The following is a 13,900-nucleotide window of genomic DNA, read 5'->3' on the forward strand; positions in this document are numbered from 1 at the left end:
CGAAAGGGGACACTAATGGGGGATAATAACATCTTAAAGCAAATTAAGTCTGATCTTGATTCTTTTGTTGGGCAAGAAGTTAAGTTAAAAGCCAATCAAGGACGGCGAAAAATTATTGAACGACAAGGGGTTTTAGAAAGTACTTACCCTAAAGTCTTTGTAGTTAAGGTGGAAGGTAATCAAACTCCTCGCCGGATGTCTTATAGTTATGCTGATGTACTTACTGAAACAGTTGAAATAGAAATTAAGAAAAATCAAATGAAAATTGGTTGTATTACTGTTTAAGACTCCTCAAATGAGGAGTCTTTTTGTGTGCTCTGTAGTCTATGATGATAGTAGGTGTAAGTCCTGCCTATTCTGGAAGAATGGATAATATGGTTGAGATATTGTGGCACTCACAGACGAAATGGGTGAGCAAACGGAGAAAACAAACGTCAACCTAAGTTAATAAAGAACAGGATATGAAGCCAACAGTAACAGGGTGTTCATTGTGAGATGTAATCTGAAGAGTTTGAGGCGAAAAATCAGTCCGGAACAATATGTGAACCGAAGGTGGCATTCATTAGTGACGATCTACCAAAAGGATGGAGAAGTCCAAAGCTGACTTACAGACCATTGGAGTATGTTAGATTAATGAGTGTGATTATGGTCGGAATGATTGGAATATAGCATAGGTGACCAGAGGATGCTCTAATATGGTCTTTATAGAAATCTATAAAGATAAGTGATGATATAACCTGAATAGGGAAAGTCAAAGCGATGAAATATTAGAGTTCAGAAGCTATCATAGTAGTGAAAAAAAAAAAAAATCAATGAAAGTTGATTACAGTGAAGGATAGCCAGGTTATTGAAGTTTAGAATTGAGTGTTGATGGTATTTAAATCAAAATGGTTTAAACATTGTTAAAGACAATAAGTCTTAAAAGAAATAGCGGACAGAAAATCATAGCTGGAAGCGTGATGAATTTAAGAAAAACCATGACCTAAGTAGTAGTAAACTAAGAGGTGCGATTGGCGAGAGCTTAGAAGACGTGCTTAGGAATGCTACGAATATAGGGGTTTAGATATTAAGACAGGATAGGAAGAACTGGTAAGTCGTGAGGTAGGATAGGTGAAAAAAATTAGTTCGCTATATAGTATAAAAGATTTAGTGACTAAGAAAAGACATTTACATTGTGCAGCTCAGAAAGTTTTGAATAATGGTGGTTGTGGAGGGATTGACGGTGTAGAAGTTGAAGAATTTAGAGAAAATTACACTAAGAATATGAGTGCTTTATATCGCCAGTTAACAGAAGATAGATATGAGCCACAACCAGTTCTAAGAACGTATATCTCAAAAGGAAATGGAGAACAAAGACCACTAGGTATTCCAGTAATTAAAGACCGAATTGCCCAACAAGCAGTGAAACAGATTCTAGAGATACACTTTGAAGAAATATTCTGCGACTGTTCTTATGGTTTTAGACCTAATAGGTCAACCGAAGATGCAATTAAGAAAGTAGAAGAATATAAAGAACAAGGTTATAATTGGGTATTAGACACAGATGTCAAATCTTACTTTGATACAATAGACCATGAAATTTTAATGGAGCTGATAGCAGAGGAAGTAAGTGATGGTTGGATATTAGATATTATTAGGTCGTGGCTTACTATAGGTGTCATGACTGAGAAAGGAAAAGAAGAAACAACGGAGGGAACTCCACAAGGAGGCGTAATTTCTCCACTTTTAGCAAATATCTACCTACATCACTTTGATAAGAAAATGACGCGTCGAGGATATAAGATAGTTAGATTTGCCGATGACTTTATAATTATGGCTAAGAGTAAAGCTAAAGCAGAACGTGCTTTGGAAGTAACTCGCCAGATTATAGAAAATGAATTAAACTTAAGACTACATCCTCGGAAAACAGTAATTACGAATTTTAATGATGGATTTAAATTTCTAGAATTTAAATTTTATAATTGTGATTATAAAAAGCCAAAAGAGAGCTCTATTAAAAGTTTCAAGGATAAAGTAAGAAAGAAAACCAAAAGGAATAGGTCAATAGGAGTAGCTGTAATGATTGATGAGCTTAATTTAATTATTAGAGGTTGGGGTAATAGTTTTCTACTAGGAAATATTAAAGGACTATATAAAAAGTTAGATGGTTGGATAAGAATGAGAGTACGTTGTTTTATAGAAGGAAAGAAGGCGAAAGGGCAGAATTATCGCCTTCCTAATAAAATATTAAGAGATTTAGGACTAGAATCACTGCTTACCGATGTGCTTTAGACAAGAGTAAAATATACATTTGAGGCAACACAAAGACGATAACTTACTCTCTGTTAAGGAGCAACAATGACCGAAAGCTGTATACGGGAGAACCGTACGTGCAGTTTGACAAGAGGTCCCAGCCGTGAGGCTGGTCCTACTTTATGTGTGCTCTGTAGTCTATGATGATAGTAGGTGTAAGTCCTGCCTATTCTGGAAGAATGGATAATATGGTTGAGATATTGTGGCACTCACAGACGAAATGGGTGAGCAAACGGAGAAAACAAACGTCAACCTAAGTTAATAAAGAACAGGATATGAAGCCAACAGTAACAGGGTGTTCATCGTGAGATGTGATCTGAAGAGTTTGAGGCGAAAAATCAGTCCGGAACAATATGTGAACCGAAGGTGGCATTCATTAGTGACGATCTACCAAAAGGATGGAGAAGTCCAAAGCTGACTTACAGACCATTGGAGTATGTTAGATTAATGAGTGTGATTATGGTCGGAATGATTGGAATATAGCATAGGTGACCAGAGGATGCTCTAATATGGTCTTTATAGAAATCTATAAAGATAAGTGATGATATAACCTGAATAGGGAAAGTCAAAGCGATGAAATATTAGAGTTCAGAAGCTATCATAGTAGTGAAAAAAAAAAAAAATCAATGAAAGTTGATTACAGTGAAGGATAGCCAGGTTATTGAAGTTTAGAATTGAGTGTTGATGGTATTTAAATCAAAATGGTTTAAACATTGTTAAAGACAATAAGTCTTAAAAGAAATAGCGGACAGAAAATCATAGCTGGAAGCGTGATGAATTTAAGAAAAACCATGACCTAAGTAGTAGTAAACTAAGAGGTGCGATTGGCGAGAGCTTAGAAGACGTGCTTAGGAATGCTACGAATATAGGGGTTTAGATATTAAGACAGGATAGGAAGAACTGGTAAGTCGTGAGGTAGGATAGGTGAAAAAAAATTAGTTCGCTATATAGTATAAAAGATTTAGTGACTAAGAAAAGACATTTACATTGTGCAGCTCAGAAAGTTTTGAATAATGGTGGTTGTGGAGGGATTGACGGTGTAGAAGTTGAAGAATTTAGAGAAAATTACACTAAGAATATGAGTGCTTTATATCGCCAGTTAACAGAAGATAGATATGAGCCACAACCAGTTCTAAGAACGTATATCTCAAAAGGAAATGGAGAACAAAGACCACTAGGTATTCCAGTAATTAAAGACCGAATTGCCCAACAAGCAGTGAAACAGATTCTAGAGATACACTTTGAAGAAATATTCTGCGACTGTTCTTATGGTTTTAGACCTAATAGGTCAACCGAAGATGCAATTAAGAAAGTAGAAGAATATAAAGAACAAGGTTATAATTGGGTATTAGACGCAGATGTCAAATCTTACTTTGATACAATAGATCATGAAATTTTAATGGAGCTGATAGCAGAGGAAGTAAGTGATGGTTGGGTATTAGATATTATTAGGTCGTGGCTTACTATAGGTGTCATGACTGAGCAAGGAAGAGAAGAAACAACGGAGGGAACTCCACAAGGAGGCGTAATTTCTCCACTTTTAGCAAATATCTACCTACATCATTTTGATAAGAAAATGAGGTGTCGAGGATATAAGATAGTTAGATTTGCCGATGACTTTATAATTATGGCTAAGAGTAAAGCTAAAGCAGAACGTGCTTTGGAAGTAACTCGCCAGATTATAGAAAATGAATTAAACTTAAGACTACATCCTCGGAAAACAGTAATTACGAATTTTAATGATGGATTTAAATTTCTAGAATTTAAATTTTATAATTGTGATTACAAAAAGCCAAAAGAGAGCTCTATTAAAAGTTTCAAGGACAAAGTAAGAAAGAAAACTAAAAGGAATAGGTCAATAGGAGTAGCTGTAATGATTGATGAGCTTAATTTAATTATTAGAGGTTGGGGTAATAGTTTTCTACTAGGAAATGTTAAAGGACTATATAAAAGGTTAGATGGTTGGATAAGAATGAGATTACGTTGTTTTATAGAAGGAAAGAAGGCGAAAGGGCAGAATTATCGCCTTCCTAATAAAATATTAAGAGATTTAGGACTAGAATCACTGCTTACCGATGTGCTTTAGACAAGAGTAAAATATACATTTGTGGCAACACAAAGACGATAACTTACTCTCTGTTAAGGAGCAACAATGACCGAAAGCTGTATACGGGAGAACCGTACGTGCAGTTTGACAAGAGGTCCCAGCCGTGAGGCTGGTCCTACTTTATTTATACCCTTCTTTTGTCACGAAATTAACTAATTGGTGAATATATTATAAATAACAGAAAGGAGGGATAAAATGAGTAAGATTAAACAGATAATAGAAAATTATAAGCAGCAAATTTTTTCTTTAGATAATGTAATAGGGGTTGGAGAAGGTTATAAAGAGGTTAATGGGAAACAAACTAGCGAAGAATGTATTGTAGTATTAGTAGAAGAAAAATTAACCCCTGATGAATTAAGTGGTAATCATATTGTTCCTGAGAGTCTAGATGAGCAAAAGACAGATGTTATAGAAATAGGCAAAGTGGAACTTTTAGGTAATAATAGTGAAATAAGAACTACTAAATTAAGACCAGCCCAACCTGGGATAAGTATTGGACATTATAAGATTACTGCCGGAACTTTTGGAGCCGTGGTTACAGATAATAATACAGGTGAGAAATTAATATTATCTAACAATCATGTATTAGCTAATATTACTAATGGGCAGGATGGAAGAGCTCAAATTGGTGATCCAATCTTACAGCCTGGAAGTTATGATGGAGGTGAAAAAGGAGAGGATACTATTGCTTATTTAGAAAGGTTTGTTCCTATTTATGATAAGCAACCCCCGAGTTGTCCTTTAATGTCTGGATTTAGGCAAGTACTAAATGGAGTTAATAAGTTATTAAACTCATCTAAGCAGGTACGAACTATGAATGTAGAGAATAAAGTAGATTGTGCTTTAGCTAAGCCCAAGGAAGCAAAAGTAGTAGATTCTAAAATTTTGGATATTGGTACAGTAAAAGGAGTTACTGAACCTAAGGTGGGTATGGCAGTAAAGAAGAGTGGTCGAACTACTGGTTTAACAGAATCTGAGATTAAAGCAGTTAATGCGACACTGGAGGTACAATTATCTGCTTCTAGATCAGCTATATTCACTGACCAAATTGTAACAAAGCCTTTTTCTAAACCAGGGGATAGTGGTTCTTTGGTTCTTAATAAGCAAAATCAGGCGGTTGGTCTATTATTTGCTGGTTCAGATAAAAGTACTATTTGTAATAAAATTACTAATGTTTTGGATGCATTAGAAGTTAGTTTTAATTAAACTAAAACATTTCTGCCATAAGTTACATTACCTTAGTTAGGACTATTTATGCTATAATAAAATTAACTATAGAGGGTAAAGGAGGCAGAGAATGCAGTTAAAGAAGATAATAAGTTTAGTATTAATTTTAGCTTTAATTTTTCCAGCAACAATATTAATTAGCACTGAATTAGCTTCTGCTTCTCAAGGAGGAGACTTAGATAACGGGTTTCTTAACTTATTAAGTAAGTTATTAGACCTATTATTCTTTGGTTTGTTTGAGACGGAGCAACCAACATCTAATTCTACTGAAGCTAGTGACAATTCATCTCCAGTTTCAGTAACTATTGAAACTGATTGGACAGCAAGAGAAGTTACATCTTTAACTAAAGCTGAAGAAAAAATGGTAGAGATGGTCAATCAAGCTAGAGTTAAAAAGGGATTAAGTCCCTTAAAAGTTGATTATCGATTGGTTAAGATAGCTCGGGCCAAAAGCCGAGATTTAATCAAGGAAGATTATTTTAGTCATTACTCTCCTAATTATGGTTCACCTTTTGATATGATGAGGAAATTAAATATTAACTATTACTTAGCAGGAGAAAATTTAGCAGGAGCATCTAGTGTAGAAGTTGCTTTTGAAGAATTAATGAAGAGTAAAAGTCATCGTAATAATATCTTACATCCTGATTTTACTCACATTGGAATTGGTATTATTGAAGGTGGACCATATGAAAAAATGTATACACAAGAGTTTGTTGATTTAGAAGATTAAAGAAGGGAGCTGGTTAAACCAGGCTCCTTTTTTATTTTTACTATTTATTTGATTATATTTGTTATATTAGTTACATATATTATTCAATAGCAAGGTGCTTATATATTTTGTTATTATTAAAAGGAGGTAGTAAATTGTTAGCTTTGGAAAGAGCTAAGAAGTTAAGCAATAAGGTTCAAATAGAAATCGGGCAATTCACTGAAAGAATAAAACAGGTTCCTGGCTACTTGTTGGTAAGTATGAAAAGATATCAATTAAAAGGAGATAATATTCAATTTTTTGGGGTTGATAGAAGAGGTGCTTTAATCTCTGGTAATGGTGTAGAAGCATCCTGGATAGATAATTATAATCAAGAAGAATTAATTGCTTATTTTAATATAAGTAAATTAGTTAAGCAAGGTCAATTCACTGACCAAACAGTTGAGGGTGTGATTACACTAGATAATTTAGAAGTAGGTCGAAAAAGTATTAGTAAGCATCCAGCGATTCATCTAGGATAATATTTACAATAATTGTAAATAAAAATTATACACATTTCCCTTACTCCAGCATATATTTATCAATGAGGACTCTTTTATTAATAAAAAAGGGGGAAAAAAATGGCTGTTAATGTTAAGGAAGAAGAAGTAAGGGTTGAGTATGTTGTTGTTGAAGAGACAGTGCGAACTTCTGTTGAGGGTACATTACAAGTTCCAAATCAAAAGCCAGATATTCAAAGAGTATTAGAAATTGGTGTTGAACAGGTTAAGCTTGATGATATGGGATCAGACAGTGACTTATATGTAGAAGAAGGTGGGGTATCATTTACTGGTGGGGCAATAGAAATGGGAGTTGTTTATGTTGCTGCTGAAGCTGACCAACCAGTGCATTTTTTCCATGATGATCTTGAATTAAGTAATATTGATCTAGATATTCCAGAATTAACTTCTGATATGAATGTGAGTGTTAAAATTGAAGTTACAGATATAAGCTATGAAGTTAATCCACCTACTGATACTATAGAAGTTACAGCTATTTTAGCTATTGAGGTTAAGGCTACAGAAACTAGGGAAATCGAAGTTATTACTGACGTAACGGGAATTAAAGATAGTTTAGTTGATAAAGAATTATTAAAGGTTGAAGACATTATAGATGAGATTAACCAAAAGAAAATTATCAAGGATAAAAATTTAGAATTAGACAATGATATCTCACGGATTTTAAAGGTTGAAGGAGGATTGATTACTACTGCAAAGGCTAAAATAGTAAATGGAGCAGTAAAGGTTACAGGTAGATTTAAAGCTAAAGTAATGTATGTAGCTGATACTGCAGCAGATGATCAACCAGTTTATATTGAAGAAGGCACTTTTGACTTTACTCAAGTTATAGACATACCGCAAGTAACTAATGAGATGAAGGCTTATGCTGATGTAGATCTGAAAAGATGGAATTATAGTATAGCAGATACAAATGTAGCTAATATAGATGCTATAATTAATATTTATGTTAAGGTAACTGCTCCAAGAGAGGTTATGGCTGTTGTTGATGTTAGTAGTGATAAAGTAAAAGTAGAAGAAGAAGTTATTAGGGTAGAAGAAATTGTTGGAGAAAATCAAATAACGGATACTATAGTACAAAGCTTTACCATCCCAGATGTGAAACCGGATATTCAAAGTATTGTGGAATCTAAAGGTAATTTGTTGAATCTAGATTGCAATGTAGATGATGGGGGAGTAACTGTAACAGGTACTTTGCAATCAGGGGTTTTATATCAAGCTGAAGATAACTCAGCTCATTTTGTGTGGTCTACTGAAGCACAAAATGCAGATCAAGAATTTACCAGTTTTGTTAGTGTAGGTGGAGCTAAAGCTGGTATGGATTGTTATCAGGATGTAGTATTACAAAGAGTTAAAGCTACTAAACAGGGAGATAGAAGTGTTAAAATTACTGCTACTATAAGTGAATATGTTAGAGTAAGCGATCTAAAAGAATTAAATATTGTAACTGATATTATTGCAGTTTCTCCTGTGGTTGATCAGCCTGATTATGAGCGACCATCTAGGATTGTTTATGTAGTTCAACCTGGAGATACCTTATATAAGATAGCTGCTCGTTACAATACAACTGTGGATGCTCTTGTTGAAGTCAATGATATAGAAAATCCTAATTATATCGAAGTTGGTCAAAAAATAATCATACCTAAAGAAATCATTGATCAACCAAGAGGTTGATAAAAAAGAGTAGGACATAGTCCTACTCTTTTTTGTTTTTTGTAATGACTGTTATGATTTTAGGGTTGCGTTTAGTTTTATTATATAGAAATTCTTGACTTTTCTCTTTTATTTTGTTTTGCAAGATAGTTTTATTTTTAGCTGGAGATTTATTTAAGGTTTGTTGAATAGTTTCTTTTAGTTCTTTAATTAGTTTTTCGGATTTTTTAAGGTAGACAAACCCTTGTGAAATGATATCTAATACTTTGTTGTTGTTAATTATGATGAGTAGAAAACCATTTTGGGCCAATCTTTGGCGTTCTTTTAAAACGGTTGGCCCTACATCACCTACCTTTGAACCATCAATTAATAATTTGCCTGTTTTTACAGGCGAGCCAAAGTATGCTTTATTAGCACTTAGATTTAATCGTGACCCATTCTTAGCAACAAAGATATTATCTTTAGGGATGCCCACTCTTTTAGCTAGTAAAGCATGATGGTAAAGATGGCGATACTCTCCATGAACTGGAATGAAGTACTGAGGTTTAGTTAAATTAAGCATCATTTTTAATTCTTCTTTGGAGGCGTGGCCTGATGCATGGAGGTTAAGGTCTGATCCATACTTTACTAAAGCTCCTTTGGCAAATAATTGATCAATAGTGGTACTGACCGCTAATTCATTTCCAGGAATAGGAGTAGCTGAAAATAGAACCATATCTCCTTGATGTATAGCAATTTGTCTATGCTCCCCTCTAGCGATTCGAGTTAAAGAGGCCATAGTTTCTCCTTGGCTACCTGTCATCATAAAAACCACTCTGTGATTAGGTAGTTTTTTGATCTCATTGAGATTAATTAGCAATCCCTCTGGGATATCTAGATATCCTAATTTTTGGGCCAAGCTAGTATTCTCTCTCATACTCCGACCAGAGATAGCTAATTTGCGGTTAGTTCTTGCTGTAGCATCGATTATTTGTTGTAACCTATCTAAATGAGAAGAGAAAGTAGCAATGATAATCCTTCCTTTAGCTTTCTTAAATAATTTATTAATATTTTTAGCTACTGTCTTTTCTGATGTTGAAAAGCCCTCCCTTTCCGCATTTGTACTATCTGATAATAAGGCTAGTAACCCTTCTTCCCCTAATGCGGCTAAACTATAATAGTCCGTTAATTCTTGATTAATTGGTGTCTGATCAAACTTAAAGTCACCTGTATATAATATAGTACCAGCAGGAGTTTTAATGCTAATAGCAGCTGCTCCAGGAATACTATGATTTACTCTAATATAATTAATTTCAAAAGGGCCAATTTTTATTTTTTCTCTAGGATTGGCTTCTCTAAGCTGTGTCTTAGCTGATAGACTCTTGGCAGCTAATTTCTTTTTAATCATGCCTAAAGTGAATTTAGTACCATAAACGGGGATATTTATCTCTGATAATAAGAAAGGAATTCCCCCAATGTGATCTTCATGAGCATGGCTGACTAATAGCCCCTTAATTTTATCATGATTTTTAACTAAGTAATCGACTTTAGGCAGGACTAAATCTACACCTAACATATTAGGTGTAGGAAATGCAATTCCACAATCTAGAATCAGTATCTCTTTATTGTATTCAATTAAAATCATATTCTTACCGATTTCTTCTCTGCCCCCTAAGGGGATAATGGATATTTCTTCTGCCATTATTTCACCTCTAACTAACAAATTATTGGATTCTGTAATTTATTATCACCTAAAAATTATCTTTTATCCAAAATCAAATTAATAATTAGAGTCTAAATAGGGATAATAAGCTAAGAGTAAAAAAATGTTTCTACAGGAGGATAAAAATGACAGATAAGGCGGGGCGATTAGTCATTATTGGTGGTGCAGAAGCTAAAGATCATGACCCAATAATTTTAGAAGAAGCGGCGAACTTAGTAGAGGAGAGGCTATTAATTATTACTACTGCTACTCAAGAACCTAAGGAAGCAGGTGAGGAATATGATAGGATTTTTAGTAAATTAGGTGTTCCGGAAGTTAAAGCTTTGCATATTAATTCTAGAGCAGATGCTGCTTATAAAGATTATGTAGAGCAAATAGAGAAGGCAGATGGAGTATTTTTTACTGGAGGAAATCAGTTGAGAATCACTAGTTTATTGGGAGGTAGTAGGGTTTGTGATGCAATAAAAAGAGGCTACAAAAATGGGAAAGTAATTATTGGAACTAGTGCTGGAGCTGCTGTTATGAGTCGACTTATGGTAGTAACAGGTGAAAGTGATGAGAATGCTAAACAAGGGGCTTTAGATTTAGCTTTGGGACTAGGATTTTTGGATAATGTGATTATTGATCAACATTTTTCTCAACGTGGTAGATTAGGGAGATTATTAACAGGCTTGGCCCATAATCCTGCTTTATTAGGAGTAGGAATTGATGAAAATACTGCAATTATTGTAACGGAAAATACCTTTGAAGTCATAGGTTCAGGAACAGTAACAATAGTAGATTGTAGCCAAGTAAAAACAACTAATATTTCTAATTTATTACCTGATGAGGCTTTAACTTTAACTAATGTTAAGTTGCATATTTTATCTAAAAGGTATGGTTTTAATCTAGATAGAAAAAAAGTTATTTTACCTCAAGACCAATAAAAATAGTATAGATATTGCAGACATGGTTAAAATAAATGGAGCTAAAATTAAGGAGGAATCGGTATGAGAATAGTTGAGTTAAAGTCAATTTCTGGTCCTAATGTATATGCTCATCAACCAGTAATTAAATTAACATTAGATTTAGAGGAGTACTGTGAAGTAGAAAGTAATCAACTGTCTAATTTTAATAAGCGTTTAGAAAAATTACTGCCAGGATTACAAGAACATCATTGTTCTTTACAACAACCAGGAGGATTTATTAGGCGCTTAGAAGAGGGAACGTATCTAGGACATATAATTGAACATATAGCAATAGAGTTACTAGTGATAGCTGGCCAGGATGTATATTATGGGAAGACAATACATAATGAGAGTACAGGGGTTTATGAGATTATTTTTGAATATAAAACTAAAGCTACGGCTTTACTAGTAGCCAAAGAAGCTATCACTTTAGTTGAGAAATTAATTGCAGGAGAAGAGATAGATAAGGGTAAACTAATTAGTAGATTAAAAGAACAGGAGCGAATTAGTGCCCTAGGGCCAAGTACTGCTGCTATAGTTAAAGAAGCGAAAAGAAAAGAGATACCTGTAACAAGGTTAGGTGTTGATAATAGTTTGATTCAATTAGGTTATGGTAGATATAGTAAATTAGTTGAAGCAACTATAGGTGAGACTACTTCTTGTGTGGGAGTTGATATTTCTTGTGATAAAGCTCAAACTAGGAAGTTACTTAATGATATGGGAGTACTCACTCCAAGAGGGATAGTAGTTACTAAATTAGATGAGGCAGTTAAATTTCAAGCTCAATTGAACAGACCAGTAATTACTAAACCAGTCAACGGAAATCAAGGAACAGGAGTAACACTTAATTTAGAGAATTCTGCTGCAATCAAAAAAGGATTTAAAAGGGCTAAAAAATATAGTTCAAAAGTATTAGTAGAAGAGTATATTAATGGTAGTGATTATAGATTATTAGTAGTTGATAATAAAGTGGTTGCTGGTGCTAAACGAGTTCCAGCTTATGTAGTTGGAGATGGAGAGAAAACAATAAAGGAGTTAATAATAAAATTAAATCAAGACCCTGACCGTGGTATAGATCACGAAAAGCCGTTAACTAAGGTTAGAATTAATGATAGGTTAAAGGAGGTCTTATCTAAAGCAGGATATAGTCTAGAAGCTATTCCTTCCCAAGGAGAAACAGTTTACTTACAGCAAACAGCTAATTTAAGTACAGGAGGGATTGCAGTTGATTGTACCGATCAGCTTCATCCTGATATTAAACGATCAGCTATTAGAGCTGCTAAAACAATAGGTCTAGATATAGCAGGAGTAGATCTAGTAACCTCTGATATTACTAAGCCTCTGTCTGATCAAGGAGCTATTATTGAAGTTAATTCTGCTCCAGGGATTAGAATGCATCATTATCCTAGTCAAGGTAAGTCTAGAAATGTAGCTAAGAAAATTGTTAATCTGCTTGATCCAGCTAGAATTCCTATTGTTTCAATAACAGGAACTAATGGTAAGACGACAACTGCTCGTATGATAAGAAATATCCTATCTGAAGCAGGTATTAAAGTAGGAATGGCTGCAACAGGTGGAATTAAAATTGGAGATGAAGTAGTTTTGAAAGGAGATACTACAGGACCTTTAAGTGCTCAAACAGTCCTAAGAGATAAAGATGTAGAGGCTGCTGTATTAGAGACTGCTCGTGGTGGTATTTTACGAGATGGATTGGGATATGATTGGAGTGATATTGGAATTATAACTAATATTACTGCTGATCACTTAGGGCAAGACGGAATTGAAACTGTAGAAGAAATAGCTAATATTAAATCTTTAGTAATAGAGAGAGTTAGAAAGAATGGTTATGCTATTTTAAATGCTAATGATCCTCAAGTGGTAGCTATAGCTAAAAGAAGTAACGCAGAAATCATCTATTGTAGTTTAGAAGAAAATAATTTAGTTATTGAAAGGCATTTAGCAGAATCTAAACCAGCAGTTTATTTAAAAGAGGGCAACTTAACTTTATTTGATGGTGAAGATGAATTGCCTATTATGGCAATTGATAGGTTACCAGCTGCCCAAGAAGGATTAGCTAAGCATATTTTAGAGAATGCTCTATTTGCTATAGCTGCTGGTTTTGCTTATGGAATACCAACTTTTATTATCAGAACTGCCTTATGTAAATTTGGGGCTGAGCTTACAGATAATCCAGGTCGATTAAATGTATTAACCAATAGTAAGTTTACTACTGTTATTGATTATGGTCATAATCCAGCAGGTTATAGAGCGACTTTAAATTTTGCTAAGCAGTTAGTTGATAATAAGTTAATAGGGGTTATTGGAGTACCAGGTGATAGAGGAGATGATTTGATTGAGCAGGCAGGTCAAGAAGCTGGAAGTCATCTTGACCGAGCAATTATTAAAGAAGATATTGATTTACGGGGTAGAGATAAAGGAGAAGTAGCAAAGTTATTAAAAGCAGGAGCCTCTAAAGCTGGATTAGAAGATATAGAAGTTGAATTAAAAGAGTTAGAAGCTATTAAGAAAGGATTGTCAGAAGCAGAAGTAGGAGATGTAGTAGTTATCTTCTACGAACAAGGACTAGAACAGATAATAGAGCTAGTAGAAGATTCTAAATTTATAAACCACCAGCAACAAGACGATGAACAAAAGATCTCTTAATAATAGCTGATTTCAGGAAGATGAAGGAATTAAGCAGTAAGT

At 34.2% G+C, this 13,900-nt stretch carries 10 protein-coding genes; 9 read left to right on the forward strand and 1 reads right to left on the reverse strand.

All coding sequences use genetic code 11. The features are described from left to right. Window positions 1-15: 15 nt before the first annotated feature. From HALHA_RS00425 to HALHA_RS00455, 7 genes are all read left to right on the forward strand, one after another. Complete coding sequence (locus HALHA_RS00425) at window positions 16-285, forward strand: Veg family protein (protein ID WP_015325830.1); 270 nt, start codon at window positions 16-18, stop codon at window positions 283-285. Between the two features lie 834 nt (window positions 286-1,119). Continuing rightward, the gene (gene ltrA, locus HALHA_RS00430; protein WP_015326122.1) at window positions 1,120-2,271 is read left to right on the forward strand and encodes a group II intron reverse transcriptase/maturase; all 1,152 of its coding nucleotides are present in this window, start codon (window positions 1,120-1,122) and stop codon (window positions 2,269-2,271) included. Between the two features lie 955 nt (window positions 2,272-3,226). Continuing rightward, window positions 3,227-4,378, forward strand: a complete 1,152-nt coding sequence (gene ltrA, locus HALHA_RS00435) for a group II intron reverse transcriptase/maturase (protein WP_015325832.1) — start codon at window positions 3,227-3,229, stop codon at window positions 4,376-4,378. A gap of 216 nt (window positions 4,379-4,594) precedes the next feature. Then, complete coding sequence (locus HALHA_RS00440; protein WP_015325833.1) at window positions 4,595-5,605, forward strand: chymotrypsin family serine protease; 1,011 nt, start codon at window positions 4,595-4,597, stop codon at window positions 5,603-5,605. A 91-nt stretch (window positions 5,606-5,696) separates the two neighbouring features. Further along, a complete protein-coding gene (locus tag HALHA_RS00445) occupies window positions 5,697-6,356 on the forward strand; it encodes a CAP domain-containing protein (protein ID WP_015325834.1) in 660 nt (219 codons plus the stop codon). Window positions 6,357-6,490: 134 nt separating this feature from the next. Further along, window positions 6,491-6,856, forward strand: a complete 366-nt coding sequence (locus HALHA_RS00450; RefSeq protein WP_015325835.1) for a hypothetical protein — start codon at window positions 6,491-6,493, stop codon at window positions 6,854-6,856. Window positions 6,857-6,955: 99 nt separating this feature from the next. Continuing rightward, window positions 6,956-8,566, forward strand: coding sequence for a DUF3794 and LysM peptidoglycan-binding domain-containing protein (locus tag HALHA_RS00455; protein WP_015325836.1), 1,611 nt, complete (start codon window positions 6,956-6,958; stop codon window positions 8,564-8,566). A gap of 22 nt (window positions 8,567-8,588) precedes the next feature. Here the strand turns inward: HALHA_RS00455 and HALHA_RS00460 are convergent, their stop codons facing one another. Further along, window positions 8,589-10,226, reverse strand: a complete 1,638-nt coding sequence (locus tag HALHA_RS00460; protein WP_015325837.1) for a ribonuclease J — start codon at window positions 10,224-10,226, stop codon at window positions 8,589-8,591. A 146-nt stretch (window positions 10,227-10,372) separates the two neighbouring features. Between HALHA_RS00460 and HALHA_RS00465 the strand changes: the two genes are divergently transcribed. Both HALHA_RS00465 and cphA read left to right on the forward strand, forming a co-directional pair. Next, window positions 10,373-11,173, forward strand: a complete 801-nt coding sequence (locus tag HALHA_RS00465; protein ID WP_015325838.1) for a cyanophycinase — start codon at window positions 10,373-10,375, stop codon at window positions 11,171-11,173. Between the two features lie 63 nt (window positions 11,174-11,236). Further along, window positions 11,237-13,858 (forward strand): cyanophycin synthetase, encoded by a 2,622-nt coding sequence (cphA, locus tag HALHA_RS00470; RefSeq protein WP_015325839.1) that lies wholly within the window; start codon window positions 11,237-11,239, stop codon window positions 13,856-13,858. Window positions 13,859-13,900 lie beyond the last annotated feature (42 nt).

Origin of the sequence: Halobacteroides halobius DSM 5150, assembly GCF_000328625.1 — a bacterium.
GTDB lineage: Bacteria > Bacillota > Halanaerobiia > Halobacteroidales > Halobacteroidaceae > Halobacteroides > Halobacteroides halobius.

Excerpts from the sequence above, each read along its gene's own strand:
- HALHA_RS00425 (WP_015325830.1), top strand. The coding sequence starts at position 16 with ATGGGGGATAATAACATCTTAAAGCAAATTAAGTCTGATCTTGATTCT.
- HALHA_RS00440 (WP_015325833.1), top strand. The coding sequence starts at position 4,595 with ATGAGTAAGATTAAACAGATAATAGAAAATTATAAGCAGCAAATTTTT.
- HALHA_RS00445 (WP_015325834.1), top strand. The coding sequence starts at position 5,697 with ATGCAGTTAAAGAAGATAATAAGTTTAGTATTAATTTTAGCTTTAATT.
- HALHA_RS00455 (WP_015325836.1), top strand. The coding sequence starts at position 6,956 with ATGGCTGTTAATGTTAAGGAAGAAGAAGTAAGGGTTGAGTATGTTGTT.
- HALHA_RS00460 (WP_015325837.1), bottom strand. The coding sequence starts at position 10,226 with ATGGCAGAAGAAATATCCATTATCCCCTTAGGGGGCAGAGAAGAAATC.
- HALHA_RS00465 (WP_015325838.1), top strand. The coding sequence starts at position 10,373 with ATGACAGATAAGGCGGGGCGATTAGTCATTATTGGTGGTGCAGAAGCT.
- cphA (WP_015325839.1), top strand. The coding sequence starts at position 11,237 with ATGAGAATAGTTGAGTTAAAGTCAATTTCTGGTCCTAATGTATATGCT.